The sequence below is a fragment of the Micrococcus endophyticus genome, assembly GCF_014205115.1.
GTDB classification, from domain to species: domain Bacteria; phylum Actinomycetota; class Actinomycetes; order Actinomycetales; family Micrococcaceae; genus Micrococcus; species Micrococcus endophyticus.
In genome coordinates this window covers 191,055-215,313 of sequence record NZ_JACHMW010000001.1, presented here as the reverse complement: position 1 = coordinate 215,313, position 24,259 = coordinate 191,055, and the positions used below count along the sequence as shown (strand labels likewise).

The window sequence follows — 24,259 nt, the reverse complement described above, 5'->3', positions numbered from 1 at the left end:
CCCCGCCCCCGCCGCACGCCCCCGGACACGGGACCGGCCCCTCACCCGAAGGTGAGGGGCCGGTCCCGTGTGACCACGCGGATCAGTGCTGGTGCTCGTCCTCGTCCTCGGGCTTGTCCGCCACGAGGGTCTCGGTGGTGAGCACGAGCGCGGCGATGGAGGCCGCGTTGGCCAGAGCCGAGCGGGTCACCTTCACCGGATCGATCACGCCGTCGGCGATCAGGTCGCCGTAGACGCCGGTCTTCGCGTTGAAGCCGTGGTTCGGCTCCAGCTCGGCGACCTTGGAGACGACGACGTAGCCGTCCTCGCCCGCGTTCTGGGCGATCCAGCGCAGCGGCTGCTTGAGCGCCTTGCGGACGATGTCCACGCCCGAGGCGGCGTCGCCGGTCAGGGCCTGCACGTCGGCGTCGGTGTCCAGCACGGACAGCGCGTTGATGAGCGCGGTGCCGCCGCCGGCCACGATGCCCTCCTCGAGGGCGGCGCGGGTGGAGGACACGGCGTCCTCGATGCGGTGCTTGCGCTCCTTGAGCTCCACCTCGGTGGCGGCGCCCACGCGGATCACGCCAATGCCGCCGGCGAGCTTGGCGAGGCGCTCCTGGAGCTTCTCGCGGTCCCAGTCGGAGTCGGTGGCGGCCGACTCGGCCTTGATCTGGGCGACGCGGGCCTCCACGTCCTCGGCGGAGCCGCCGCCGTCGACGATGGTGGTCTCGTCCTTGGTCACGGTGATGCGGCGGGCGGAGCCGAGCACGTCCAGGTCGGCCTGCTCGAGCTTCATGCCGAGGTCCGGGGAGACCACCTGGGCGCCGGTGAGGACGGCGATGTCCTGCAGCATGGCCTTGCGGCGGTCGCCGAAGCCCGGGGCCTTCACAGCCGCGACGTTCAGGGTGCCGCGGATCTTGTTGACCACGAGGGTGGACAGGGCCTCGCCCTCGATGTCCTCGGCGATCACGAACAGCGGGCGGCTGGCCTGCAGCACCTTCTCCAGCACGGGCAGGAGCTCCTGCACGTTGGAGATCTTGCCGGAGTTGATCAGGACGTACGGGTCCTCCAGCACGGCCTCCTGACGCTCGGCGTCGGTGACCATGTACGGGGACAGGAAGCCCTTGTCGAACTGCATGCCCTCGGTGACGTCCAGCTCGGTGGAGGTCGTGGAGGACTCCTCGATGGTGATCACGCCGTCGGTGCCGACCGTGTCGAACGCGCGGGCCAGCAGCTCGCCGACCTCGTCGTTCTGGGCGGAGATGGCGGCCACGTGGGCCACCTCCTTGCCCTCCACCGGGCGGGCGTTCTCCTGGAGGCGCTGCTCGACGGCGGCCACGGCCACCTCGATGCCCTTCTTGACCTCGCCGGGGGCCGCGCCGGCGGCGACCTGGCGCATGCCCTCGTTCACGAAGGCCTGGGCCAGCACGGTGGCGGTGGTGGTGCCGTCGCCCGCGATGTCGTTGGTCTTGGTCGCCACCTCCTTGGCCAGCTGCGCGCCCATGTTCTCGTACGGGTCGTCGAGCTCGATCTCCCGGGCGATCGTGACGCCGTCGTTGGTGATGGTGGGGGCGCCCCACGCCTTGTCGAGCACCACGTTGCGGCCCTTGGGGCCGAGGGTGACCTTGACGGTGTCGGCGAGCTTGTCGATGCCGGCCTGGAGGGCGCGGCGTGCGTCGTCGTTGAAAGCCAGCTGCTTGGCCATGACGGACGCTCCTTTCGTTCAGAGAGTCGGGGGGAGCGGAGACGCGAGGGGCCCGGCGGGCGCGCACCGGTGCGGTGCGCGCCGCTCACCGGGCCCGTCGCGGCGGGGTCACTTGGTGACGACGGCCAGCACGTCGCGGGCGGAGAGCACCAGGTACTCCTCGCCGCCGACCTTGACCTCGGTGCCGCCGTACTTGGAGTACAGCACCACGTCGCCCTCGGCGACGTCGACGGGCACGCGGTTGCCGTTCTCGGCGACCCGGCCCGGGCCCACGGCCACGACCTGGCCCTCCTGCGGCTTCTCCTTGGCGGTGTCCGGGATCACGAGGCCGGACGCGGTGGTCTGCTCGGCCTCCAGGGGGCGGACAACGATGCGATCCTCGAGGGGCTTGATGGAGACAGACATGCTGCACACTCCTTCTTCGTCGACGTGCGGCTCCGGCGGGCTCGCCGGTCCGCTGATGCTGTGGTCTGCGGGTGTGCCACGGGCGTCAGACCCTCCGTCGTCGCGGTGCCGGACGGTCCACCTCGGGCATTGGCACCCGGTACCCCCGAGTGCCAGCCCTGACTCTACTCCGGGCTTTGGCACTCCTTCAACATGAGTGCCAGCCGTGTCCGCCAGGGGCGGAGGGGGCGGTGGCGGGGCGGCTCTCGGGGCGGGGCGGCCGCCGAGCCGCTCGCCCGGCTGCTGGCCCACTGCCCCTCTCCCCGGCCGACCTCCCAGCCCGGTCCCGCCGGACCGTTCCCCCTCCACTTTCTCTCCGGCCGTTCCCCCGTCCCGCCCGGTGGCGTTGCGCTCACAACACGCCGTCGGCCGGTCCGTCGTGCGGCGCGTCGTGAGCGCCACGGGCGCTGCGGGCCCCCTGCTGCGCCGGGCCTCCGTCGTCGGGCACTCCTGCACAGCCCACGCCCGGCCGCATCGTGTCCACGGCGCCCGCCGCCCCGGCGCCTCCGGGGCCGTCATCCAGGGAGCATCTCCCCCATGACGACGACGTCCCGCACCCGCCTGCCTCCGCTTCCGCTCGTCTTCACCGTGGCCGAGGCCCGCGCCAAGGGCGCGAGCCGGTCCCGGTTGCGGCGCCAGGACCTGGCAGTGCCGCTGCACGGCGCCCGCGTCCAGTCCGTGGGCACTCCCCCGACCTGGACCGGGCTCGGCTTCGCCACCCCGCCGCACTCCTGGACCGTCGAGGATCTGACCGCCCTGCAGCGCCTGCGGCCGGACGCGGTGCTCTCCCACGCCACCGCCGCCCACCCGCACGGGATCCCCCGCCCCCTGGACCGTGCCGTCGACGCCCCCGAGCCCGTCTCCGTCTCGACTCCTCGCGACGTCCGCCGTCCCGGCGTGCGGGTGCACCGCCGGACCGTGCCGCCGGAGCACAGCAGCGTGGTCCACGGGCTCACGGTCACGAGCCCGGAGCGGACCTGGGCGGATCTGTGCGCCCTCCGTCCGCGCTGGGATGAGGCGGACCTCGTCGCCGCCGGCGACCATCTCGTCCGGCACCCGTGGGCGGGCGGCGGGCGGCTTCCGCCGCGCACCACCGTCGAACGCCTGGCCGAGGTCCTCGAGGCGCTCGCCCCGTTCCACGGCGTCGGCCGGGCCCGTGCCGCCCTGGGGCGGGTCCGCGTCGGAGCGGACTCCGCCATGGAGACCCACGCCCGCCTGGCGCTCATCGACGCGGGCCTGGGCGAGCCCCTGCTCCAGCACAAGGTCGCCCCCGACGATCCCGCACTGGCCGAGTCGGACCTGTACTTCGTCGACCTCCGGGTCGCCCTCGAGTACGACGGGGAGCATCACCTCGACCGGCAGCAGCAGGCCCGGGACGCGCGCCGGGACCGGCGCCTGCTCTCCTACGGCGTGACGCCGATGCGGATCACCGCTGCGGACCACGCCGAGGGCTAGCGCAGTGTCATCGCCCAGCTGCAGCAGCGCCGTCGTGCTCACGACTCGCCGTCTGAGGAAACGGCACGCGGCGAGTCGTGAGCGCAACGCCGAGCGAGGACGCGAGGAGCGGAGCTGGAGCCCGCCCCGCCCCGCTCCCCCGACGCACCCGGCCCCGCTCCCCCGCGGCCGTCAGTAGTACACGGCCAGGGGCCCGTGGGGGCCGTCCACCACGCTGCACGGGGTGCGGAAGATGCGCTCGAGCACCTCGGGGCGCAGGATCTCGCCGGGGGTGCCGGTCTCCACCACCTGGCCGTCGCCCATGGCCACGATGTGGTCGGCGTAGCGGGCGGCGAAGTTGATGTCGTGCAGCACGATCACCACGGTGCGGCCCAGCATGTCCGCGGCTCGTCGCAGCTGCTGCATCATCTGCACGGAATGCTGCATGTCCAGGTTGTTCAGCGGCTCGTCGAGCAGCACGTACTCGGTGTTCTGGGCGAGCACCATGGCCACATACGCGCGCTGGCGCTGGCCGCCGGAGAGCTGGTCCAGGTAGCGGTTCTCGAAGGGGCCGAGGTTGAGGAAGTCGATCGCCTCGGACACGTACCGCTCGTCCTCGAGCGTGAGGCGCCCCTGCGTGTACGGGTAGCGGCCGAAGCCCACCAGCTGGCGCACGGTCAGCCGGGTGACGAAGTGGTTCTCCTGGCGCAGGATCGACAGGGTCTGCGCGATCCGGCGCGACGGCGTCGAGGTGATGTCCTGCCCGCCCACGGCGATCGTGCCGGCGTCCACGTCCTGGAGCCGGCCGATCATGGTCAGCACCGTGGACTTGCCGGCCCCGTTGGGTCCGACGAGCGCGGTGATGCCTCCGGCCTCGATGTCGAGGTCCACGGGTCCGATGCACACCTCGTCGCTGTGGCGCTTGACCACGCCGCGCAGCTCGATCACAGACGTCCCTTTCTCATCACGACGATCAGGAAGGTGATGCCGCCGACGAGCTCGATGATCACCGTGACCGCACCTCCCGCGTAGAACACGTGCCGCAGCACGAAGTAGGCGAGGGTGAGCACCGCGTACGCGCCGAGGGCGGCCACGGGCAGCACCATGCGGTGGTCATGGGTGTCCACCAGGCTGTACGCCAGCGTGGCCACCAGGAACCCGAGGAAGGTCATGGGCCCCACGAGCGCGGTGGTCATGGCCATGAGCACGGACACCAGCAGCAGGGTGACCATCAGCTCGCGCCGGTGGTGCAGCCCGAGGTTGGTGGCGGAGTCCGCGCCGAGCGCCAGCACGTTCATGCGCCGCGAGCGCAGCCACAGCACCAGGCACACGACGACGACGATCGGCGCGGCGATCGCCACGTACTCGGACCGCGCGTTGGAGATGTTGCCGAAGAGCCGGGCGGAGAGCACGTCGAACGAGTTGGGGTCCAGCAGCCGCTGCATGAACGTGCTGAGCGCGGCCAGGCCGCCGCCGAGCACGACCCCCACCAGCAGCATCAGGTGGATGGACCCGTAGGGCCGGGAGAGCAGCCACGAGTAGAGCACGGTGGCCAGCACCACCATGAGCGCCGCCTGGGCCAGGAACGGCCCGGTGCCGGTGACCACGCCGATCCCCGCGGCGCCGAGCACGTACACGGCGCCCGTCTGGACGGCGGTGTACAGCGCCTCGAAGCCCATGATCGACGGCGTGATGATGCGGTTGCCGGTGACGGTGTGGAAGCTGACGGTGGCGAACGAGTGGCACAGCGCCACGATCGCGATCACGCCGAGGGAGTCCAGGCGCATGCCGGCGATCATCCAGAACGCGCGGGATCCCGGCTCGGCCTCGTTGCCCCACAGCAGGATGCCGGCGGTGGAGAGCACGGCGACGACGGCGAGGACGGCCACCACGAGGACGTAGCGGACGCGGTCCCGGCGGGTGGTGAACGCGCCGGAGGTCCGGGGGGCGTCGGTCTCGGCGGGGCCGGCGGCGGTGGAGCCGCCGACGGGGGCGGGGATCCGCCCGGGGCGCATGGTCGAGGGCTCAGCCATGCTTGGCCTGCCGGATCAGGAGTCCGAGGAACACGACGGCGCCCACGAGGCCGAGGATCAGGGAGATCGGCACCTCGAAGGGGGCGATCACGGTGCGTCCGATCAGGTCGCACACGATGACCACCCAGATGCCGACCATGACCACCCACGGCAGGTTCGTGCGCAGGTTGTCGCCGCGCACCATGGAGACGATGTTGGGCACCACGAGCCCCAGGAAGGGCAGGGCGCCGATCACCACCGTCACCACGCCGGTGGCCACGGCCACCATGGCCACGCCGGTGAGGATCACCGCGTTGTAGTTGAGGCCCACGTTGGTGGCCACGTCCTTGCCGAGGCCGGCCACGGTGAAGCGGTCGGCGATCACGAACACGGCCACGCAGACGACCAGCACGAGGAACAGGAGCTCGTAGCGGCCGCGCACCACGGAGGTGAAGGAGCCGGCGAACCACGCCCCGACCTGCTGGAGCATGTCCGTCTGCAGGGCGAGGAAGGTGGAGGCGGCGCCGACGACGGCGCCGAGCATGATGCCCACGATCGGCACGATCAGGGAAGACTGCAGCCGCACGCGGCGCAGGAAGAGGAAGAAGACCATGGTCCCGACGAACGCGAAGAGCACGGCGCCGGTCATCCGGGTGACGATGCTCGCCCCGGGGATCAGGATCATGGTGACGAGCAGCCCCAGCCCGGCCCACTCGGTGGTGCCGGTGGTGCTGGGCTCCACGAAGCGGTTCTGTGTCATGAGCTGCATGATCAGGCCGCACATGGCCATGGACGCGCCGGCCAGCACGAGGGCGACCGTGCGCGGGACGCGCGTGATGGCGAACATCTCGCGCCCACCCTCCGCGCCGACGTCGTAGACGCCCACGAAGAGGGAGACCACGGCCAGGAGCACGGTCACGGCGACGCCGGCCAGCAGCGGCCAGGTGCGCTGCCAGCGGGAGCGCTGGGGGCGGAGGACGGCGGGGGGTACCCAGCACACGCGTTCGCCCGGACCGGGCTCGGGGAGCCGGGTCCGGGCGTCGGCGACACCGGGGTGCAGGTCGGTCACCGGGCGCCTTCGAAGGCCTTCGCGAGGTCGTCCATCACGGTGGTGTAGTTCTGGATGTCCTCGGCGACGTAGAAGTCCTGGGGCAGGTAGACGATGTTGCCCTCCTTGACGGCGGTCACGTCCTTGAGCGCCTCGGAGCGCTCGATGAGCTCGGCGGCGGTGGCGTTGGCCTCGCCGGTGGCGGCGTCCCGGTCCATGACGATCAGCCAGTCCGGGTTGGACTGGGCGATGGCCTCGACGGAGATGTCGTCGCCCTGGTGGTTGTCGGAGCCGGCCTGCTCGAGGGCCGGGGTGAGGCCGAGGATGTCGAACATCGGGCCGATGGAGCGGCCGGTGCCCGGGGCCACGTAGGAGAGCTCGCCGCCGGTGGAGATCAGGCCCATGACGGTCTGCTCGGAGTCGTAGGCCTCCTTGGCCTTCGCGACGGCGTCGTCGAACTCCTTGTTGAGCGCCGCGGCGTCGGCCTGGTGGCCGGTGGCCTCGCCCAGGAGCGTCGTGAGCTCCTTGAGGCCCTCGTCCATCGGCTTCTGCTTCGGGTCGAAGTTCGTGTCGATCACGGCGGCGTCGCCGGTGAGCTCGTCGATCTCGGCCTTGCGCTCGTTGAAGCGCTGGCCGTTGAAGACGACGTCGGGCTCGGCGGTCACGAAGACCTCCATGTCCGGCTCGCGGTGGTTGCCGATGTCGGCCACCTCGTCGTCCTGGAGGTAGCCGGGGCCGCCCTCGCCCTTGAACATGAGCTGCTTGGGGGCGGCGGAGAGCTCGACGCCCCACTCGTCCAGGGTGCGGAAGGTGCGGTTGTCCGTGGTGATCACGGAGTCGATCTCCTCCGGCAGGGTGATCTCCGCGCCGGACATGTCCGTGACGGTGGCGCCCGCCGCGACGCCGTCGCCCGCGGGAGCCGAGGCCGAGCCGGAGCCCGCGGCCGAGCCGGTGTCCTCCGAGCCGGAGGCGGGCGCCTCGGCGGCGCCGCCGGCGGAGCAGCCCACGAGGGCGAGGGCGGCGACGGAGGCGAGGGAGAGGGCCTTCAGGCGGGGAGTGCGCGGGGAACGCTGCATGGTGCTCCTTCCGGGCGGCGCGGTCGAGGGCCGCCTCGGTTCACGGGGATCGGGGGGTCAGGCCGGCCCCCGTCGATCAGGTGAGCCTTGCCTCAGTCGATTACGGTACACGGATCTTTCGTATCCACCAATGTGACCGTCGGCACCCCCCGCCGCGACCCGTCACCGCCCGCCGTCTCCGCGCCGCGCCCGCGCCGGTCGCCGCGCCCCCGGCGACCCTGCGCCCGCAACCGCCACGGGTCGTCCCCGGCGGCCTCCCGGCGCGGCCTCCCTCAGTCCAGGGGCGTCACCTCGAGCGCGAACCGGCGCTCGCCCACGCGGGCCAGCACGAGCGTCGCGTGCCGCCCGCCGGCGGCGGCCCGGCCGCCCTTCGAGCCGCCCAGGACCTGCCGGCGGACCTCCTCGGGCGTCTCGCGCACGCCCCGCTTCTTCACGTCCAGGCGGCCGACCCCCGCCTCCTTCGCCCACCGGCGCAGAGACTTGAGGTGGAAATCGTGGACCGCGTCGATCCGGTACGCCCGGGCCAGCGGGTCGGCCGCGTGCTCGGTGGCCACCAAATAGGCCAGGTGCGGGTCCAGCTGGCGGGCCGGCGTCGGCCAGGAGACCGCCAGGTCCGTGACGAGCCCGGCCCGGATGACGGCGCCGTCCGGCTCGTGGAGCACCTCCCCCACCAGCCCGGGCATGCCCTCCTCCCCCACGGCCTCGACCCCCGGGGAGTCGCCGAAGTCCGCGCCGGAGACGAGCTCCGCCGTCGTCGCCTGCCCGCCGCGGGTGTCGATCACACGGGCGGCGCGGCGCACCCCGGGCCGGGCGGCGGCGTTGAACCACAGGGCGGCCTCCACGACGTCGCCGTCCACGCTGACCCACTCCGCCTCCGCGCCGGCCGGCACGGCCTCGTGGGGCAGGCCCGGGCCGAGCTTGACGCCGACCGGGACGCCGGTGGCCGCCAGCTCCTCGACCACGCTCAGCGGAGGGGAGAACGCCTCGGGGTCGAACACGCGGGCCGATCCGCCCCCGCCCACCTGGCGGCGCGCGGGGTCCAGCCACACGGCGTCCGCCTGCGCGGGCACGTGCTCGCGGGCCCACGGCACGGCGTCGCCGTGCACCACGCGGGCGCCGGGGCGGTCGGTCAGGTTGACCTCGGCGGCCGCGGCGACGACGGCGTCCCGCTCCACGGCGACCACCCCCAGGCCGGCGTCGGCGAACGCCCGGGCGTCCAGGCCCAGCCCGCAGCCCAGGTCGGCGACCGTCCGGGCCCCGGCGGCGGCCATCCGCTGCGCGTGCAGCGCCGCCACGACGGGCCGGGTGGCCTGCTCGAGGCCGTCCCGGGTGAACAGCATGCCCCGCGCGTCCGGGCCGAGCCGCGGCACAGCGCGGGCGCGCAGGTCCGCCTGGGTCAGCACGGCCGCCACCCGCTCGGGCGGATGCCCGGCGGCGCGCAGCCGGGAGGAGACCGCGAGCGCGTCCGCCGCGCGGTGCTCGCCCAGGGAGTCCAGCAGCGCCCGCCCTTCGGGCTCGAGGACAGGGGCGAGGGCGGTGGGGTCCGCCTCCGAGGCGGCGGCCGTGGGACGGGGGGCGCGGGCGGACGGACGGGGGCGGGCCATGGGCTCCAGCGTAGGTCCGCCGACGGCGCCCCCGCGCGGTGGCGGGCGGCGGTCCCTAGGATGGGTCCATGAATCTGCCCTTCGCCGACTCCACGCAGTCCACCCTCGGCATCGAGTGGGAGGTCGCGCTCGTGGACGCCGCGACCGGGGACCTGCGCTCCGAGGCGCCCGCGATTCTGCATGAGCTCCACAAGGAGGCCGGGCTCGCGGAGGGCGAGGACCACCCCCACGTCACCGGCGAGCTGCTGCAGAACACGGTCGAGCTGGTCACCGGCGTGCACGAGGCGGTCCCGACGGCGGTGGCCGAGCTCGGCACGATCGCGGCCCGGGTGGCGCGCGCCGCCGCCGACCGAGGCCTGGCGCTGTACTGCCAGGGCACCCACCCGTTCGGGGAGGCGATGACCCAGCCGATCACCCCCAAGGAGCGGTACGGCCGCATGGTGGACCTCACCCAGTACTGGGGCCGGCAGATGCTGATCTTCGGGGTCCACGTGCACGTGGGCCTCGACGATCCGGCCAAGGCGATGCCCGCCGTCAACCGCCTCATCAGCCGCTTCCCGCACCTGCTGGCGCTGTCCGCGTCCTCGCCGTTCTGGGTGGGGGCGGACACCGGCTACCAGTCCCAGCGCACCCAGCTCTTCCAGCAGCTGCCCACCGCGGGCCTGCCCTTCCAGTTCGAGACGTGGGCCGAGTTCGAGGCCTGCGTGCAGCAGATGACGGACGTGGGCATGGTGGAGGACGTCACCGAGTGCCGCTGGGACGTGCGCGCGGTGCCGCGGCTGGGCACGGTGGAGATGCGGGCGTGCGACGGGATGGCCACGCTCGAGGAGATCGCCGCCGTCGCCGCCTACACGCAGTGCCTCGTGCACGAGCTGTCCGCGGACGTGGAGCGGGGGCGCCACATGGAGATCCTGCCGCCGTGGTACACGCAGGAGAACAAGTGGCGGGCCTCCCGCTACGGGATGGACGCCACGGTGATCGTGGACGCCGCCGGCACCCAGGTGCCGCTGGCCGAGCACCTGGGCGCGGACCTCGAGCGGCTCGCGCCGATCGCCGAGGAGCTGGGCTGCGCCGCCGAGCTCGCCCACGCGCGCGTGCTCATGGAGCACAGCCCGGCGGACCGCCAGCGCGCCGTCGAGGCCGAGGCCCTGGCCGGCCCGCCCGCCGAGGGCGAGTCCGCCCACGACGCGGCGGCCCCGCTGCGCGCCGTGGTGCTCGACGCCGCCGCCCGCACCCGCGAGTCCCTGGAGCGCGTGGGCGGCTGACGGCGCGGCCCCCACCCGCCCGGCCTGGCGTCGCCCCAGGTCAGGCCGAGGTGCCCGACCGCGCCCCCACGCTTCCCCCGGCCGCTCGGGCGGGGCTACGGTCCCACCCATGCGAGCACTCACCTGGCAGGGAAAGCGCAACGTCGCCGTCGAGGACGTCCCGGATCCGCGGATCCAGGAGCCCACGGACGCGATCGTCGAGATCACCTCCACCGGCATCTGCGGATCGGACCTGCACCTCTACGAGGTGCTGGGCCCCTTCATGGACGCCGGGGACGTGATCGGCCACGAGCCGATGGGCATCGTGCGGGAGGTCGGCGCCGAGGTCACCCACATCAAGCCGGGCGACCGCGTGGTCGTCCCGTTCAACATCGCCTGCGGCCGCTGCTGGATGTGCGAGCGCGGCCTGCAGTCCCAGTGCGAGACCACCCAGGTCCGGGAGCAGGGCTCCGGTGCGGCGCTGCTGGGCTACTCCCGCCTCTACGGCTCCGTGCCCGGCGGGCAGGCGGAGTACCTGCGCGTCCCCCACGCGGACTACGGGCCGGTGAAGGTCCCGCACACCGGGCCCGACGAGCAGTGGCTGTTCCTCTCGGACGTGGTGCCCACCGCGTGGCAGGGCGTGCAGTACGCGCAGGTCCCGCGCGGCGGCACCCTCGCCGTGATCGGCCTCGGTCCCATCGGGCAGCTGGCGGCGCGCATCGGCGTGCACCAGGGCCTGCGCGTGATCGGCGTGGACCCGGTGCCCGAGCGGCGGGCGATGGCCGCCCGGCACGGCGTCGAGGTCCTGGACTCCTCCGACGGCGGCGTGGCCGAGCTGCTGCGCGAGCGCACGCAGGGCCGCGGCCCGGACGGCGTCGTGGACGCCGTGGGCATGGAGGCGCACGGCTCCCCCGTGGCGAAGGCGGCGCACACCGTGGTCGGCCTGCTGCCCGACGCGCTCGGGCGCGCGGCCATGAAGACCGCCGGCGTGGACCGGCTCGACGCCCTGCACACGGCGATCGACGCCGTCCGCCGCGGCGGCACCGTCTCCCTGTCCGGCGTCTACGGCGGCATGCAGTCCCCGATGCCCCTGCTGACCATGTTCGACAAGCAGGTCACCCTGGCCATGGGCCAGTGCAACGTGCGCCGGTGGGTCGACGACCTGCTGCCGCTGCTCGACGACCCCTCCGACCCGCTGGGCGTGCTGGACCTGACCACGCACACCGCTCCCCTCGAGGACGCCCCGGCCCTGTACGAGACGTTCCAGAAGAAGGAGGACGGCTGCATCAAGGTGGTGCTGAAGCCGTGAGGATCGTCGTCCTGGGCGCCACCGGCAACGTCGGCACCGCCCTGCTGGAGCGCCTCCACGCCGCCGACGAGGTGACCTCGATCGTCGGGGTGAGCCGCCGCGGCCCGGACCGGGCCGGGGCCCCCTACAATGGCGTCGAGTGGCACCGCCTGGACGTCGCGGAGCCCACGGCGGCGGGGCGGCTGAGCGAGATCGTCGCCGGCGCCGACGCCGTCGTCGACCTGGTGTGGGTGATCCGCCCCAACCGCGACCGCGACCACCTGCGCGCCGTCAATGTGGCCGGCAACGAGCGGGTGTTCCGGGCCGTGGCCGAGGCGGGCGTGCCCCACCTGGTCTACGCGTCCTCGGTGGGCGCGTACGGGCCCGGGCCGAAGGGCCGCGCCGTGCCCGAGTCCCACCCCACCACCGGGGTCCCCACCTCCCACTACGCGGCGCAGAAGGCCGAGGTCGAGTCGATCCTCGACCGCGTGCAGGCCGAGCACCCCGAGATGCTCGTGACCCGGCTGCGCCCCGGGCTGATCTTCCAGTCCGCCGCCGGGCCCGAGATCAAGGGCTACTTCCTGGGCGACCTCGTCCCCGCCCGGCTGGTCGCCCGCCTGCGCACCCCGGTGCTGCCGTTCCCGCGGGGCCTGCGATTCCAAGCGCTCACGGCCCAGGACGTGGCGGACGCGTACTGGCGCGTGATCGCCCATCGGGCGGGCGGGGCCTTCAATGTGGCCGCCGAACCCGTGCTGGACGCGCACACCATGGGCACCGTCCTCGGGGCGCGCCGCATCCTGGAGCTGCCCGTGGGCCTGTTCCGAGCGGCCGCGGCGCTGACCTACCGGGCACGGCTGCAGCCCACCGACCCAGGGTGGGTGGACATGGCGGCGGCTGTGCCCACCATGGACACCACGGCCCTGCGCGCCGCGACCGGCTGGTCCGAGACCACCGACGCCCGGGAGGCGGTCCGCCTCGTGCTCGACCATCTCGACGGCCCCGAAGGCCTCGGCAACGCCGGGCACCGGTCCCACTCGCCCACGGAATGAGGACGATGACCATCACCCGCCGGGCTGCCCTGACGGGCCTGCTCGGCGGCGCCGCCCTCGGCCTCGCCGCCTGCACCTCCTCCGGCTACCCCGCCGACCCGAACGGCACCCTGGACCGCGTCACGGGCGGGACGCTGCGCGCCGGCGTCGTGCATCACCCGCCCCACGTGGACGCCTCCGGCGCCGAGCCCGCGGGCCCGGAGCCGGACCTGATCCGCTCCTTCGCAGCGGCGCACGACGCGGAGATCGCCTGGACGGTCTCCGGCGAGGAGGCCCTCATGACCGCCCTGGAGAAGGGCGACGTGGACCTCGTGGCCGGCGGCCTGACCTCCGACTCGCCCTGGACGACCCACGCGAGCCTCACCCGCGACTACGCCGAGGCCGCCGGCCCGGACGGCGAGCCCGTGAAGCTCGTGATGGCCGTGCCGCCGGGCGAGAACCAGATGCTCGCCGCCCTCGAGGCCCACCTCGACGCCCAGGCCCGAGAGGCCGGCCGATGACGCGCCACGCCTCGACGGCTCACCGCTCCCCCGGCGGCCGGCGCTTCGGCGCGACCGAGCTGCCGCCGGAGATCGAGCGCGCCCTCCAACGGGCGGTGCGTCTGGAATGGGCCACGCTGGCGGTCCTGGCCGTCACCATCGCCCTGGTGGCCGTGGTGATGGGCTCCTCGCAGGCCATGCGCGCGGCTTGGATCGAGGACCTGCTCTCGCTGGTCCCACCGATCGCGTTCCTCGTGGCCGTGCGCGTGACGCGGCGGCATCCCACCCGGGCCCGCCCGTACGGCTCGCACCGATCCGTGGGCGTCGGCCACCTGGTGGCCGCCGTCGCGCTGTCCGTGATGGGCGTGATCCTGGTGGCCGACTCCGCCCTGGGACTGGTCACGGGCGAGCACCCGCCCATCGGCACGTTCGACCTCTTCGGCCACACCGTGTGGCAGGGCTGGTTCATGATGGCCGTGATGGCGCTGTCCATCCCGGGCCCCGTGCTCCTGGGCCGGGCGAAGCTCAAGCTCGCCGAGCAGCTGCACGACCGCGTGCTCTACGCGGACGCGGACATGAACAAGGCGGACTGGCAGACGGGCGTCGCCACCGTCGTCGGCGTGGCCGGCATCGGCCTGGGCTGGTGGTGGGCGGACTCCGCGGCCGCGATCTTCGTGGGCGTCAGCATCGTCCTGGACGGCTGGCGGAACCTGCGGGAGGCGGTGGGCAACCTCGCCGACCGGCGGGCCACCACCATCGACGGCGACCGCCCCCATCCGCTGATCGACCGTGCCGAGCACGTGGCCTGGGCGCAGCCGTGGGTGCGCCACGCGGGGGCCCGCGTCCGGGACGAGGGGCACGTGCTCCACGTCGAGATGTTCGTGGTGCCCCACGAGGGCGCCGGCGCCACGGTGGGCCGTTGCGCCCAGCTGCGCGAGGAGATCGTCGCGCTGGACTGGAAGCTCGAGGACGTCGTCGTGGTCCCGGTGGCGCAGCTGCCCGCCGAGGTCCACGGCGGCGCCTCGGGGGACGAGCAGTCCGGCGAGGAGTGAGGGGCCGCGGCCCCGCCGGCCGCGTCGCCGCGCGGCGGCGGGGTCGGCGGACCGGCTCAGCGCAGGAAGCGCTCGGCCAGGGTGTCCTCGGCGATGCGCTGCACGGCGCGCTGCTGGTCCTGGGCCCGCTCGTACAGCGCGGCCATCTCGCCGGCGTCGAGGACGGGCTCGTGCGGGGCGAGGGCCTCCAGGACGTGCCACATGGCGGCCTTGGCCTGGAGCATGCCCTGCAGCAGGTCCAGTTCGACCTGTGTCCAGCCGGAGCCGCGCGTGCGCATCAGGTTCACGGGGTTCACGCGCCCGGCCGCCTCGGCGGCCACGCCGGCGGCCTTCACCGGGACGGGCGTGGTGAGGCCCAGTTCGCGGATCAGGGCCTCGAGCCGCTCCTGGTCCTGCTCGACGTCGTCGCCCAGGCGGGTGAGGTCGGCGCCCTGCGGGGTGTCGTCCCAGGTCTGCGCGGCGGCCCGGAAGGCCTTCACGCCGGAGCGGGAGCCCAGCAGGTGCTGATTGAGGAAGTCTTCCAGCATCTCGCGGTCCACGCCGGAGGCCTGCGGATCGGCGCCCGGGGCGGGGGTCGAGGCGGAGTGCGGGTCGGGGGTCGGCTGCGCGGTGGTCATGTCCGTCTGTCTATGGGGCGGCGGCCCGCCCCGCAAGGACTCACCCCCGCCGGGATCAGACGCTGACGACCTCGACTGGCTGGCCCGGGTCGGCCCCGAACCACGCGTCCGAGGGGGCGACGCCGTCGCTCACCAGGCGCGCGCCGAGGGCGGCGACCATGGCGCCGTTGTCCGTGCACAGGTTCACGGGCGGCACGGTCAGCTCGATGCCGGCGGAGCGGCAGCGGTCGGCCAGCAGGCCGCGCAGGCGCGAGTTGGCGGCCACGCCGCCACCGAGCAGGAGGTGGGTGAGCCCGTGCTCGCGGCAGGCGCGGACGGCCTTGGCCGTGATGACATCCGCCACGGCCTCCTGGAACGAGGCGGCGATGTCCGCGCGGGGCACCTCGAGGCCGCGGGCCTCGAACTGCTCCACGGCCCGGGAGACGGCGGTCTTGAGCCCGGAGAAGGACCAGTCGTGCCGGTGCGGGCCGGGCTCCTCGACGCTGCCCACGAACTTGCCGGCGGTGAGCCCGCGCGGGAACCGGAAGGCCTTCGGGTCCCCCTCCTGGGCGAGCCGGTCGATCACGGGCCCGCCGGGGTAGCCGGCGCCGATGAGCCGGGCGACCTTGTCGTAGGCCTCGCCCGCCGCGTCGTCGATGGTGGAGCCGAGCAGCTCCACCTCGGAGCTGATCCGGCCCACGCGCAGGATCTCGGTGTGCCCGCCGGAGACGAGCAGGGCGCCGAGGTCCTCGGGCAGGTCGTCCCAGGCCTCGGGGCGGACCCCGTCGAGCATGCCCACGCCCACGTGCGCCACGAGGTGGTTGATCCCGTACAGGGGCGTGTCCAGGGCAGTGGCGAGGGCCTTGGCCCCCGCGACGCCCACCATGAGCGCGCCGGCCAGGCCCGGGCCCGAGGTCACGGCGATCGCGTCCAGGTCCTGCAGGCCCACGTCCGCGGCCTCCAGGGCGCGGCGGACGGTGGGCACGAGCGCCTCGAGGTGGGCTCGGGCGGCGATCTCCGGGATCACGCCGCCGAAGCGCACGTGCTCCTCCACGGAGGAGGCGACCTCGTGGGCCAGCAGCGCGGTGCCGCGGACGATCCCGACGCCGGTCTCGTCGCAGGAGGACTCGATGCCGAGGACGAGGGGGGCGGAGGTGGCGGTGGGCATGGGCTCCATCCTAGTGAGGGCGCGGCTCACAGGGCCTTGCGCATGATCACGGCGTCCTCGCCGCCCGGGTAGTACCGGCGCCGCACGTGCAGCTCCTCGAAGCCGTGGCGGGCGTAGAGGCGCCGGGCGGCGTCGTTGGAGGCGCGGACCTCGAGCATCAGGGCGGACGCGCCCCGGGCGGCGGCCTCGGCGGCCATCCACCGCAGCTGGGCCGCCCCGATCCCCCGGCCCTGGGCGGCCGCGACGGTGCCCACGGTCTGCACGTCGGCGACGTCCCCGGCCACCATGATCCCGCCGTACCCCACGATCTCCCCGGGGGCCGGGCCGTCCTCGTCCGGCGCGCCGGGCGCGGGGACGTCGCGGACCACCACGCGGTAGTCCCGGGTGGCGGGGCGGCCGTGCACGTCCGCACCGCCGGCGGGTCCGGCCTGCGCCAGCTCCTCCTCGTAGAAGCGCGCCGGCCACGCGTCCAGGGGGAACAGCGCGGCCTCGTGGGCGAGCACCTCGGGGATGTCCCACACGGTCATGGGGCGCAGCAGGTAGCCGGGCGGCAGGCCATGGCCGTCGTCCTCGCCCGCGGCGGGCCCGGCGGGGCGGTCGGCGTCGCTCACGCGCCGGCCCGCTTGCGGGGGCCGGGCACCTTGGCGTCGGACTCGCGCAGGTAGAGGGGCTCGGGGGCCACGAGGCCGCGGCCGCGGCGCAGCGCCAGCTCGGCCACCTGCCCCACCCCGACGGCGGTGGGCGTCGCCGCCTCCCAGCCGGGCACGGCGCGCAGCGCCTCGGGGTAGAGGCCGGCCCCCGCGCCGTAGGCGGGCAGGGACGTGACCTCGTCCGCGGCGGAGACGAAGGGGCCGTGCAGCAGGGTGGGCTGCCCGCCGACCTGGGCGTAGTGGGCCCAGTACACCTCGCGGCGGCGCGCGTCCGTGGCGACCACGAACTCCTCGGCGCCGTGGCGGAAGGCGTCCACGGCGGCGTCGTGGGCGAGGGCGTCCAGGCTGCGCACGCCGCGCACGGGCACGTCCCACGCCAGGCCGAGCGCGGCCGCGGTGGCCAGGCCGGCGCGCAGGCCGGTGAACGGGCCGGGGCCCACGCCCACGGCGACGGCGTCCAGCCCGGCGCCCGCCACCCCGGCCTCGGCCAGGACGGCGCGCACGGCCGGGGCGAGCACCTCGGCGTGCGCGTGGGTGTCCTCGGTGGCCCAGCGCGCGAGGGCCTCGCCGTCGCGCAGGACGGCGACGGAGGCGGCGGCGGACGAGTCGAGGGCGAGGAGCAGGGCCATGCCGGCCAGTCTACGGAAGCCGGACCCCGGCCCAGCGGGGGCCGTATCCGGTCACGACGGCGGAGCGCAGCTCCTCGGCCTGCTCGCCGTCCTCGTCCGAGAAGTCGGTGACGATCCCGCCGTCGTCCTCCCCCGGCCCCGCGGGCGCCGGGTCCTCGCCGCCGCGGGCGCGGACGATCTCCACGTCCAGCCACGAGGCGTCCGGGTCCTCGGGGAAGCCGGCGAGGGACTCGGCCAGGCCGCGGCCCCACTCGACCACGGTGACCGAGCGGTCCACGGTGGCGTCCAGGTCCAGGTCCGTCAGCTCCCCGGCCGAGCGCAGCCGGTACGCGTCCACGTGCACGAGGTCCGGGGTGCCCGCCGGGGCGTCGGCGGGGGCCGGGTGCACGCGGGAGAGCACGAAGGTGGGCGAGACCACGCCGGAGTGCACGCCGAACCCGGCGGCGAGCCCCTGCGTGAAGGTCGTCTTCCCGGCGCCGAGGTCCCCGGTGAGGATCAGGACATCGCCCCGGCGCAGCAGGGCCGCGAGCGCGGCGCCGAACGCGCGGGTGCCGGCCGCGCCGTCCAGGGGCACCCGGGCGAGGAGGGTGGGCTCCGGCAGGGCCGGGTCCGGGGCGGGGGGCTCGTGGCGGCTCATGCGCATGCCTCCTGGGCGTCGGGGGCCTCGCCGCCCTGGTGCGCGCGGTCCACGCGCGCGCCGATGCGGGTGACGAGCTCGTAGTTGATGGTGCCGGCGGCGGCGGCCCACTCGTCGGCGGGGATGCCCGAGGCGGGGCCGAACAGCTCGACGGCGTCGCCCGGCCGGTCGCGGGCGTCCGGGCCGAGGTCCACGACGAACTGGTCCATGGCGATGCGCCCCACCACGGGGACGGTCCGCCCGCCCACGTGGACGCGGGCGCCCTCGGCGATCCGCGGGACGCCGTCGGCGTAGCCCAGCGGCACGAGCCCCAGCGTGGTGGGGGCCGGGGCCACGTGGCGGAAGCCGTAGGAGACCCCCTGCCCGGCCGGCACCGGCTTCACGTTGGCCAGCGTGGTCCCCAGGGACATGGCCGGGCGCAGGCCCAGGGCCGTGGCGTCCACGCCCTCGAACGGGGAGAGCCCGTAGAGGCCGAGGCCCACGCGCACCATGTCCAGGTGGGTGTCCGGCCGGGAGAGGGTGGCGGGGGTGTTGGCCAGGTGGCGCAGCAGCGGGCGGCCGAGCACCGCGGCGGCCGCGGCGGCGGCCTCCTCGAAGCGGCGCAGCTGGGCCGTGGTCTCCTCGGCGCGCTCCGGGTCGTCGGCGACGCCCAGGTGGGAGAACACGCCCTCCACCGTCACGAGGCCCTCGGCCTCGTGCTGTGCCGCCCGCTCGAGGAGCTCCCCCCACTGCGCGGGGGCGCAGCCGTGGCGGCCCAGCCCCGTGTCCGCCTTGAGGTGCACGCGGGCGCGCACCGGGCCGGCGTCCGCCGCGCCGGGCGCCGGGCGCAGGGCGCGCACGGCCGCGGCGACGGCGTCGAGGTCCCAGCCCGAGACGCCGAGGGTCACGTCCGCCTCGAGCGCGGCGGCGAAGTCGGTGCCGACGGTGTGGAGCCAGGCGAGGATCGGCAGGCGCAGGCCCGCGGCGCGCAGCTCGAGGGCCTCGCGCACGTGGGCGACGCCGAGCCGGTCGGCGCCGGCGGCCTGCGCGGCGCGGGCTACGGCCACGGCGCCGTGGCCGTAGCCGTCGGCCTTCACCACGGCGGTGAGCAGCGGGCGGGTGCCGTCCTGACGGACGGTGCGGGCGCGCACGGCGGCCACGTTGTGCCGCACCGCGCCCAGGTCGATGCGCGCGGTCCGCTCGGCGGGTCCGGCGCTCCTGTCCTGCTGGGTCATCCTCGCGTCCTTCCGTCCTCGTCCCCGGCCCGCCACAGGCGCGCGGTGACCGCGCCCAGGGCCGCCGGCAGCGTCCTCGTGGTGAGCCGTCCGGCCCGCGCCTGCTCGGCGCCGGCCCGGGCGTGCAGCCAGGCGGCCGCCGCGGCGAGCGCCGCCGTCGGCACCGGCCCCGGCGCCTGTCCGGCGCGACGGGCGCGGGAGCGCCGGGCCACGTCCGCGGCCAGCACGGCGCCGAGCGCCCCGGCGAGCACGTCGCCCGTGCCGCCCATGGCCAGCTCCGGGCCGCCGTCGGCCACGAGCCACGCCTCGCCGTCGGGCTGGACGGTGAGCGTGCGCGGGCCCTTGAGCAGCACGGTCGCCCCGTGTGCGGCGCTCCAGGCGCGCAGGGCGGCCAGCGGGTCGGCGGCGTCGGCCCCGTCGGCCGGCAGCCGCTCGCGCAGTCGCGCCCACTCCCCCGCGTGCGGGGTCAGCACCACGGGCGTGCCGGCCTCGCGCAGCGCGCGCAGCTGGGCTGCGGTGACCAGCTCCAGGGCGGAGGCGTCGGCCACGAGCGCGGCCTCGGGCCGCTCGGCCAGGGCGGACAGCACGCCCTCCCAGCGGCGCCGCGCGTCGTCCTGCGTGTCGAGGCCCGGGCCGGCCACCCACGCGTCCGCGCGGTCCGGCGCGGGGCCCTCGGTGGAGACGAGCGCCTCGGGGTGCTCGGCGAGCACGCGGTCCCGGGTGGCCTCCGGCCCGGCGTGGTGGACCATGCCCGCCCCCGCATGCAGCGCCCCCGAGCAGCTGAGCACGGCGGCCCCCGGGTACCGCGGCGACCCGGCCGCCACGGCCACGAGCCCGCGCGTGTACTTGTGGGCGTCCGGCGCGGGCGCCGGGTGGGCGGCGCGCACGGCGGCCTCGTCGGCGAGGCGCAGCCGGGCGGCCGGCGACGTCGGCAGCTGCGGGCCCAGCCCGATGTCCACGGGGTGGACCTCGCCCGCCAGCGCGGCCCCCTCGCCCACGAGCAGGCCGGTCTTCAGGGCGCCGAACGTCACGGTGGCGTCAGCGCGCAGCGCCTCGCCCCGGACCTCGCCCGTGTCCGCGTCCACGCCGGAGGGCACGTCGCAGGCCAGCACGACGGCGTCGCGCGGCAGGGCCCGGGCCGCCGGCGGCAGGGTGAGCTCCCCCGCGAAGCCGGTGCCGAGCATCCCGTCGATGACCAGCGCGGCCGCGGCGGGCACCGCGTCGGCGCGCCGTCCCCCGGCCGCCCGCAGCGCCGCCCAGCCCTCGGCGTGCCAGCGGGGGGCGCCGTCGTCGTCGTGGCGCACGGGCACGGCCACCGCGGCCACGCCCCGGCGGCGCAAGAAGGCGAGCGCGAAGAGGGCGTCCCCGCCGTTGTTGCCCGGGCCCACGAGCGCGGCCACCGTGGTCCCGGCCACCGGGCCGCGCGCCCGCAGCAGGGCGGCGGCGTGCTCGGCGAGGGCCCAGGCGGCGTCGCGCATCATCGCCGGGCCGCGGCCGGCGGCCAGCAGCGGCGCCTCAGCCGCGCGCACCGCGGATCCGGCGACGGCGACGCGGCGCAGCTCCTCGACGCTCACGCTCCGTCCTCCCCCGCGCGCCGCTCGGCCACCACGTAGGCGGCGGCCACGTCGCCGTCGTGGCTCAGGGACAGGTGCCAGTGCGTGATGCCCTGCGCCTCGGCCTGGGCCTGCACCGTGCCGGTGAGGTGCACGGTGGGGCGGCCGTCGCCGTGGTCCGGGCGCGGGATCCAGCAGTGGTGCCACATCATCCCGGGCGGGGCGCCCATCGCCTTGGCGATCGCCTCCTTCGCGGCGAACCGCGCGGCCAGCGAGCGCAGGGGCAGGTCTCGCTCGTCCTCCGTGAACAGGCGCTCGCGCAGGGCGGGCGTGCGCTCCAGCTGCGCCCGGAACCGCGGCACGTCCACCACGTCCATCCCGACTCCCACGATCATGCCGAACCCTCTCCTCGTGCCGGGGCCGCGGACGCCGCGGCGGCGGGGGCAGCCGAGGCACCCGAAGCGGGACCGGCGGCGCCGACCTCGGCGCCCACCGGCTGGCCGCGCAGCCGCTTGGCCAGGTCCAGGGGCCACTGCAGCACGCCGGGCAGCTCCTGGTCGCAGCCGGGGGTCGCCATGGCCTTGCCGTAGGCGAGCACCCCGTAGGCGCCGTGGCGCACCCGGCCCCACCGGTCCAGCCCGGCGTCGAACGCGACCATGGACACCCGGCCCTCCTGCGGCGTCCAGCACCGCTCGACGAGCAGCCGCGAGCGCTCCAGGTGCTGGTGGAACGTGAGCACGCCGAGGTGCTCCAGGCCGAGCTCGCGCATGCGGGCGGCGGCGTGCATCGCCTCGCCCTGGGTGGTGAGCGGGTCGGGGGCGAAGCACTCCACGCTCACGCCGGCCAGGCGGGGGTCCCGCCGCTCCTCGGGGCCGCACAGGCGCTCGTGGCCGTCCGGGCCGAGGTGCGCGGAGACGAACAGGCGGTCGGCGACGCCGTCGGCGGCCAGCTCGATCGCGGCGTCGTACACCCGGGGCTGGCTGTAGAGCACCAGCAGGGCGTCCACGCGCTCCGGGTCGTCCGGGCGCGGGGAGGTCACGGCGTGCGCGGCCCAGCCGACCCCGAACGCCAGGGCGAGGGCGGCGGTGCCCGCCGCGGCGGACAGCAGGGCCCGCACCCCGCGCGGCACGCCTCGCGCGCCGCGCCGGGCGCGCGCCCGGTCCGAGCCCTCGCTCATGCGCCCTCGGGGACCTGCCGCAGGATCACGGTGGAGCGGGCGGGCACCTCGAGCACCTCGCCGGCGCGCACGCGCGGGCGGGATCCGCTGGGGGCCACGTGGGACGAGGTGTCCACCACGACCTCCCATGTCTCCGGGAAGAGCGGGCCGGGCAGGGTGTAGGGCACCGGCTCCCACCAGGCGTTCATGAGCACGTAGAAGTCGCGGTGCGCCGCGTCGTCGGCGTCCTCGGGGCGGGCGATCGCGTGCCCGGAGAGGAAGAAGCCGATCGAGCGGGCCTCCGAGCCCCAGTCGTCCTCCGTCTTGGCGGTGGCGTCCGGCTCGAGCCAGACGATGTCCGGCAGCGGGGCGTGCACGTCGCGCGCGGCCGGGCGTCCGTCGAAGTGGTGACGGCGGCGGAACACCGCGTGCTCGCGGCGCAGGCGCAGCAGGTCACGGGTGAAGGCGACGAGCGCGTCGTCCACCGCGGACCAGTCGATCCAGGAGATCTCGTTGTCCTGGCAGTAGACGTTGTTGTTGCCGCCCTGGGTGCGGCCCAGCTCGTCGCCGTGGCTGATCATCGGCACGCCCTGGCTGATCAGCAGGGTGGCCAGGAAGTTGCGCTGCTGGCGGGCGCGCAGGGTGAGCACCTCGGGGTCGTCGGTCTCTCCCTCCACGCCGCAGTTCCACGAGCGGTTGTGGGAGTCGCCGTCGTTGTTGTCCTCGCCGTTGGCCTCGTTGTGCTTCTCGTTGTAGGAGACGAGGTCGCGCAGCGTGAAGCCGTCGTGGGCGGTGACGAAGTTCACCGAGGCGCCGGGGCTGCGCCCGTCCCCCTCGTAGAGGTCCGCGGAGCCGGTCAGGCGGGTGGCGAACTCGCCGAGGGTGCCGGGCTCGCCGCGCCAGAAGTCCCGCACGGTGTCCCGGTACATGCCGTTCCACTCGGACCAGATGCCCGGGAAGTTGCCCACCTGGTACCCGCCCCAGCCCACGTCCCACGGCTCGGCGATGAGCTTGACCGTGCGCAGCACCGGGTCCTGGCGGACCACGTCGAAGAAGGCCGAGAACATGTCCGGGCCCTGCTCGCCCTCCACGCGGGTCAGGGTGGTGGCCAGGTCGAAGCGGAAGCCGTCCACGTGCATCTCGGTGACCCAGTGGCGCAGCGAGTCCATGACCAGCTGGAGGGCCTTGGGGCTGGAGAGGTCCACGGAGTTGCCGGTGCCGGTGTAGTCCATGTAGTGCCGCTCGTCGCCCTCGACGAGGTGGTAATAGCCGGCGTTGTCCAGGCCGCGCATGCTCAGCATGGGGCCCTTGTCGTTGCCCTCGGCGGTGTGGTTGTAGACAACGTCGAGGATCACCTCGAGGCCGGCGGCGTGCAGGTCCTTCACCATCTGCTTGAACTCGCGCACCTGCCCGCCGACCTCCTGGGAGGCCGCGTAGGCGGCGTGCGGGGCGAAGAAGCCGAGCGTGTTGTAGCCCCAGTAGTTGCTCAGCCCCTTCTCCTGCAGGGTGGCGTCGTCCACGAACTGGTGGACCGGCATCAGCTCAACGGCGGTCACCCCCAGGTCCGTGAGGTGGCGGACCACCTCGGGGTGGGCCATGCCGGCGTAGGTGCCGCGCAGCTCCTCGGGCACGGCGGGGTGCCGCATGGTCATGCCCTTGACGTGGGTCTCGTAGACCACGGTGTCGGTCATCGCGATGTTCGGCGGGGCGTCCTCGCCCCAGTCGAAGTCGTCGTCCGTGACGACGCCGAGCATGGTGGTCCCCAGGTTGTCCGAGGTGTCCATGCGGTCCGGCTCGTCGAAGTCGTAGGAGTGGTGCTGCTGGCCCCACTCGTGCTCGCCGGCGAACGCGCGGGCGTACGGGTCCACGAGGATCTTCGCCGGGTTGTGCCAGAGGCCGCGGGAGGGGTCCCAGGGGCCGGTCACGCGGTAGCCGTAGCGCTGGCCGTGCCCGACGCCGGCCACGTGGACGTGCCACGTGGTGCCGTGGCGCTCCACGACGGGCAGGCGGGTCTCGACGCCGTCCTCGTCCACCAGGCACAGCTCGACCGACTCCGCCTCGCGGGCCAGCGCGACGGCGAAGTTCGTTCCGGTCTCGTCCACCGTGGCCCCGAGGGGGTACGGCTGGCCGATGTCCACAGTGTGCATAACTCTCCGAGGGGTCGTTCGACGGGGCCCGACCATCGGGCTCCCTCCGGGAGTCTACTGGGGCGTAGGGGCACGGACCCGGGCCGGCGCCGGCC

Annotated in this window: 23 protein-coding genes; 6 read left to right on the top strand and 17 right to left on the bottom strand. The window is 75.0% G+C overall.

All coding sequences use genetic code 11. The features are described 5' to 3' along the window. Positions 1–82: 82 nt before the first annotated feature. Together groL and groES are read right to left on the bottom strand one after the other, a co-directional pair. Positions 83–1,684, bottom strand: coding sequence for a chaperonin GroEL (gene groL / locus HDA33_RS01075; protein WP_184169957.1), 1,602 nt, complete (start codon positions 1,682–1,684; stop codon positions 83–85). Between the two features lie 108 nt (positions 1,685–1,792). Then, the gene (groES, locus tag HDA33_RS01070; protein ID WP_002857590.1) at positions 1,793–2,089 is read right to left on the bottom strand and encodes a co-chaperone GroES; all 297 of its coding nucleotides are present in this window, start codon (positions 2,087–2,089) and stop codon (positions 1,793–1,795) included. Between the two features lie 576 nt (positions 2,090–2,665). Here groES and HDA33_RS01065 point away from each other — a divergent pair. Next, entirely contained in the window at positions 2,666–3,583 is a 918-nt protein-coding gene (locus tag HDA33_RS01065; RefSeq protein ID WP_184169954.1) for a hypothetical protein, read from the top strand. 171 nt (positions 3,584–3,754) lie between these two features. Here HDA33_RS01065 and HDA33_RS01060 read toward each other — a convergent pair whose 3' ends face one another. From HDA33_RS01060 to HDA33_RS01040, 5 genes are all read right to left on the bottom strand, one after another. Further along, on the bottom strand, positions 3,755–4,510 hold the full coding sequence (locus HDA33_RS01060) for an iron ABC transporter ATP-binding protein (protein ID WP_184169951.1): 756 nt from the start codon (positions 4,508–4,510) through the stop codon (positions 3,755–3,757). Further along, positions 4,507–5,595 (bottom strand): iron chelate uptake ABC transporter family permease subunit, encoded by a 1,089-nt coding sequence (locus tag HDA33_RS01055; RefSeq protein WP_184169948.1) that lies wholly within the window; start codon positions 5,593–5,595, stop codon positions 4,507–4,509. The genes HDA33_RS01060 and HDA33_RS01055 overlap by 4 nt, the downstream gene beginning before the upstream one ends. Beyond that, positions 5,588–6,643 (bottom strand): iron chelate uptake ABC transporter family permease subunit, encoded by a 1,056-nt coding sequence (locus tag HDA33_RS01050; RefSeq protein WP_184169945.1) that lies wholly within the window; start codon positions 6,641–6,643, stop codon positions 5,588–5,590. Before HDA33_RS01050 ends, HDA33_RS01055 begins: the two co-directional genes overlap by 8 nt. Then, positions 6,640–7,698 carry a siderophore ABC transporter substrate-binding protein gene (locus HDA33_RS01045; protein WP_184169942.1) on the bottom strand — a complete coding sequence of 353 codons (1,059 nt, stop codon included), beginning with the start codon at positions 7,696–7,698 and terminating at the stop codon, positions 6,640–6,642. The genes HDA33_RS01050 and HDA33_RS01045 overlap by 4 nt, the downstream gene beginning before the upstream one ends. A 272-nt stretch (positions 7,699–7,970) precedes the next feature. Next, positions 7,971–9,302, bottom strand: coding sequence for a class I SAM-dependent methyltransferase (locus HDA33_RS01040; RefSeq protein WP_184169939.1), 1,332 nt, complete (start codon positions 9,300–9,302; stop codon positions 7,971–7,973). A gap of 68 nt (positions 9,303–9,370) precedes the next feature. Here HDA33_RS01040 and HDA33_RS01035 point away from each other — a divergent pair, with 68 nt between their 5' ends. From HDA33_RS01035 to HDA33_RS01015, 5 genes are all read left to right on the top strand, one after another. Continuing rightward, complete coding sequence (locus tag HDA33_RS01035) at positions 9,371–10,567, top strand: glutamate--cysteine ligase (RefSeq protein ID WP_158494265.1); 1,197 nt, start codon at positions 9,371–9,373, stop codon at positions 10,565–10,567. 109 nt (positions 10,568–10,676) lie between these two features. Beyond that, a complete protein-coding gene (locus tag HDA33_RS01030; protein WP_158491511.1) occupies positions 10,677–11,855 on the top strand; it encodes an alcohol dehydrogenase catalytic domain-containing protein in 1,179 nt (392 codons plus the stop codon). Continuing rightward, positions 11,852–12,883 carry an NAD-dependent epimerase/dehydratase family protein gene (locus tag HDA33_RS01025; RefSeq protein WP_184169936.1) on the top strand — a complete coding sequence of 344 codons (1,032 nt, stop codon included), beginning with the start codon at positions 11,852–11,854 and terminating at the stop codon, positions 12,881–12,883. Before HDA33_RS01030 ends, HDA33_RS01025 begins: the two co-directional genes overlap by 4 nt. A gap of 5 nt (positions 12,884–12,888) precedes the next feature. Continuing rightward, on the top strand, positions 12,889–13,383 hold the full coding sequence (locus tag HDA33_RS01020) for a transglycosylase SLT domain-containing protein (protein ID WP_184169933.1): 495 nt from the start codon (positions 12,889–12,891) through the stop codon (positions 13,381–13,383). Continuing rightward, on the top strand, positions 13,380–14,414 hold the full coding sequence (locus tag HDA33_RS01015) for a cation diffusion facilitator family transporter (protein ID WP_184169930.1): 1,035 nt from the start codon (positions 13,380–13,382) through the stop codon (positions 14,412–14,414). Before HDA33_RS01020 ends, HDA33_RS01015 begins: the two co-directional genes overlap by 4 nt. 56 nt (positions 14,415–14,470) lie before the next feature. On the opposite strand, the gene HDA33_RS01010 is transcribed toward HDA33_RS01015, so the two are convergent. Genes HDA33_RS01010 through glgX form a run of 10 tightly spaced genes read right to left on the bottom strand, consistent with a single transcriptional unit; the run spans position 14,471 to position 24,164 of the window. After that, positions 14,471–15,031 (bottom strand): hypothetical protein, encoded by a 561-nt coding sequence (locus tag HDA33_RS01010; RefSeq protein ID WP_184169928.1) that lies wholly within the window; start codon positions 15,029–15,031, stop codon positions 14,471–14,473. Between the two features lie 55 nt (positions 15,032–15,086). Next, entirely contained in the window at positions 15,087–16,178 is a 1,092-nt protein-coding gene (gene tsaD / locus HDA33_RS01005; protein WP_184169925.1) for a tRNA (adenosine(37)-N6)-threonylcarbamoyltransferase complex transferase subunit TsaD, read from the bottom strand. Positions 16,179–16,204: 26 nt separating this feature from the next. After that, positions 16,205–16,789, bottom strand: coding sequence for a GNAT family N-acetyltransferase (locus HDA33_RS01000; protein ID WP_184169923.1), 585 nt, complete (start codon positions 16,787–16,789; stop codon positions 16,205–16,207). Continuing rightward, positions 16,786–17,457 carry a tRNA (adenosine(37)-N6)-threonylcarbamoyltransferase complex dimerization subunit type 1 TsaB gene (gene tsaB, locus HDA33_RS00995; RefSeq protein WP_184169920.1) on the bottom strand — a complete coding sequence of 224 codons (672 nt, stop codon included), beginning with the start codon at positions 17,455–17,457 and terminating at the stop codon, positions 16,786–16,788. Before tsaB ends, HDA33_RS01000 begins: the two co-directional genes overlap by 4 nt. Positions 17,458–17,467: 10 nt before the next feature. Next, complete coding sequence (tsaE, locus tag HDA33_RS00990; RefSeq protein WP_184169917.1) at positions 17,468–18,094, bottom strand: tRNA (adenosine(37)-N6)-threonylcarbamoyltransferase complex ATPase subunit type 1 TsaE; 627 nt, start codon at positions 18,092–18,094, stop codon at positions 17,468–17,470. Further along, positions 18,091–19,308 (bottom strand): alanine racemase, encoded by a 1,218-nt coding sequence (alr, locus tag HDA33_RS00985; RefSeq protein WP_184169914.1) that lies wholly within the window; start codon positions 19,306–19,308, stop codon positions 18,091–18,093. The genes tsaE and alr overlap by 4 nt, the downstream gene beginning before the upstream one ends. Continuing rightward, positions 19,305–20,882 (bottom strand): NAD(P)H-hydrate dehydratase, encoded by a 1,578-nt coding sequence (locus tag HDA33_RS00980; protein ID WP_184169912.1) that lies wholly within the window; start codon positions 20,880–20,882, stop codon positions 19,305–19,307. Before HDA33_RS00980 ends, alr begins: the two co-directional genes overlap by 4 nt. Further along, on the bottom strand, positions 20,879–21,256 hold the full coding sequence (locus HDA33_RS00975; protein ID WP_158491521.1) for a holo-ACP synthase: 378 nt from the start codon (positions 21,254–21,256) through the stop codon (positions 20,879–20,881). The genes HDA33_RS00980 and HDA33_RS00975 overlap by 4 nt, the downstream gene beginning before the upstream one ends. Continuing rightward, entirely contained in the window at positions 21,253–22,038 is a 786-nt protein-coding gene (locus HDA33_RS00970) for a hypothetical protein (RefSeq protein ID WP_246416839.1), read from the bottom strand. Before HDA33_RS00970 ends, HDA33_RS00975 begins: the two co-directional genes overlap by 4 nt. Continuing rightward, positions 22,035–24,164: a glycogen debranching protein GlgX gene (gene glgX / locus HDA33_RS00965; RefSeq protein WP_184169909.1), complete on the bottom strand. Its 2,130-nt coding sequence runs from the start codon at positions 24,162–24,164 to the stop codon at positions 22,035–22,037. Before glgX ends, HDA33_RS00970 begins: the two co-directional genes overlap by 4 nt. Positions 24,165–24,259 lie beyond the last annotated feature (95 nt).

Excerpts from the sequence above, each read along its gene's own strand:
- HDA33_RS01020 (WP_184169933.1), top strand. The coding sequence starts at position 12,889 with ATGACCATCACCCGCCGGGCTGCCCTGACGGGCCTGCTCGGCGGCGCC.
- HDA33_RS01030 (WP_158491511.1), top strand. The coding sequence starts at position 10,677 with ATGCGAGCACTCACCTGGCAGGGAAAGCGCAACGTCGCCGTCGAGGAC.
- groES (WP_002857590.1), bottom strand. The coding sequence starts at position 2,089 with ATGTCTGTCTCCATCAAGCCCCTCGAGGATCGCATCGTTGTCCGCCCC.
- HDA33_RS01040 (WP_184169939.1), bottom strand. The coding sequence starts at position 9,302 with ATGGCCCGCCCCCGTCCGTCCGCCCGCGCCCCCCGTCCCACGGCCGCC.
- HDA33_RS01015 (WP_184169930.1), top strand. The coding sequence starts at position 13,380 with ATGACGCGCCACGCCTCGACGGCTCACCGCTCCCCCGGCGGCCGGCGC.
- HDA33_RS00970 (WP_246416839.1), bottom strand. The coding sequence starts at position 22,038 with ATGAGCGAGGGCTCGGACCGGGCGCGCGCCCGGCGCGGCGCGCGAGGC.
- tsaB (WP_184169920.1), bottom strand. The coding sequence starts at position 17,457 with ATGGCCCTGCTCCTCGCCCTCGACTCGTCCGCCGCCGCCTCCGTCGCC.
- HDA33_RS01010 (WP_184169928.1), bottom strand. The coding sequence starts at position 15,031 with ATGACCACCGCGCAGCCGACCCCCGACCCGCACTCCGCCTCGACCCCC.
- groL (WP_184169957.1), bottom strand. The coding sequence starts at position 1,684 with ATGGCCAAGCAGCTGGCTTTCAACGACGACGCACGCCGCGCCCTCCAG.
- HDA33_RS01055 (WP_184169948.1), bottom strand. The coding sequence starts at position 5,595 with ATGGCTGAGCCCTCGACCATGCGCCCCGGGCGGATCCCCGCCCCCGTC.
- glgX (WP_184169909.1), bottom strand. The coding sequence starts at position 24,164 with ATGCACACTGTGGACATCGGCCAGCCGTACCCCCTCGGGGCCACGGTG.
- HDA33_RS01045 (WP_184169942.1), bottom strand. The coding sequence starts at position 7,698 with ATGCAGCGTTCCCCGCGCACTCCCCGCCTGAAGGCCCTCTCCCTCGCC.
- tsaE (WP_184169917.1), bottom strand. The coding sequence starts at position 18,094 with ATGAGCCGCCACGAGCCCCCCGCCCCGGACCCGGCCCTGCCGGAGCCC.
- HDA33_RS01065 (WP_184169954.1), top strand. The coding sequence starts at position 2,666 with ATGACGACGACGTCCCGCACCCGCCTGCCTCCGCTTCCGCTCGTCTTC.
- alr (WP_184169914.1), bottom strand. The coding sequence starts at position 19,308 with ATGACCCAGCAGGACAGGAGCGCCGGACCCGCCGAGCGGACCGCGCGC.
- tsaD (WP_184169925.1), bottom strand. The coding sequence starts at position 16,178 with ATGCCCACCGCCACCTCCGCCCCCCTCGTCCTCGGCATCGAGTCCTCC.
- HDA33_RS00975 (WP_158491521.1), bottom strand. The coding sequence starts at position 21,256 with ATGATCGTGGGAGTCGGGATGGACGTGGTGGACGTGCCGCGGTTCCGG.
- HDA33_RS01035 (WP_158494265.1), top strand. The coding sequence starts at position 9,371 with ATGAATCTGCCCTTCGCCGACTCCACGCAGTCCACCCTCGGCATCGAG.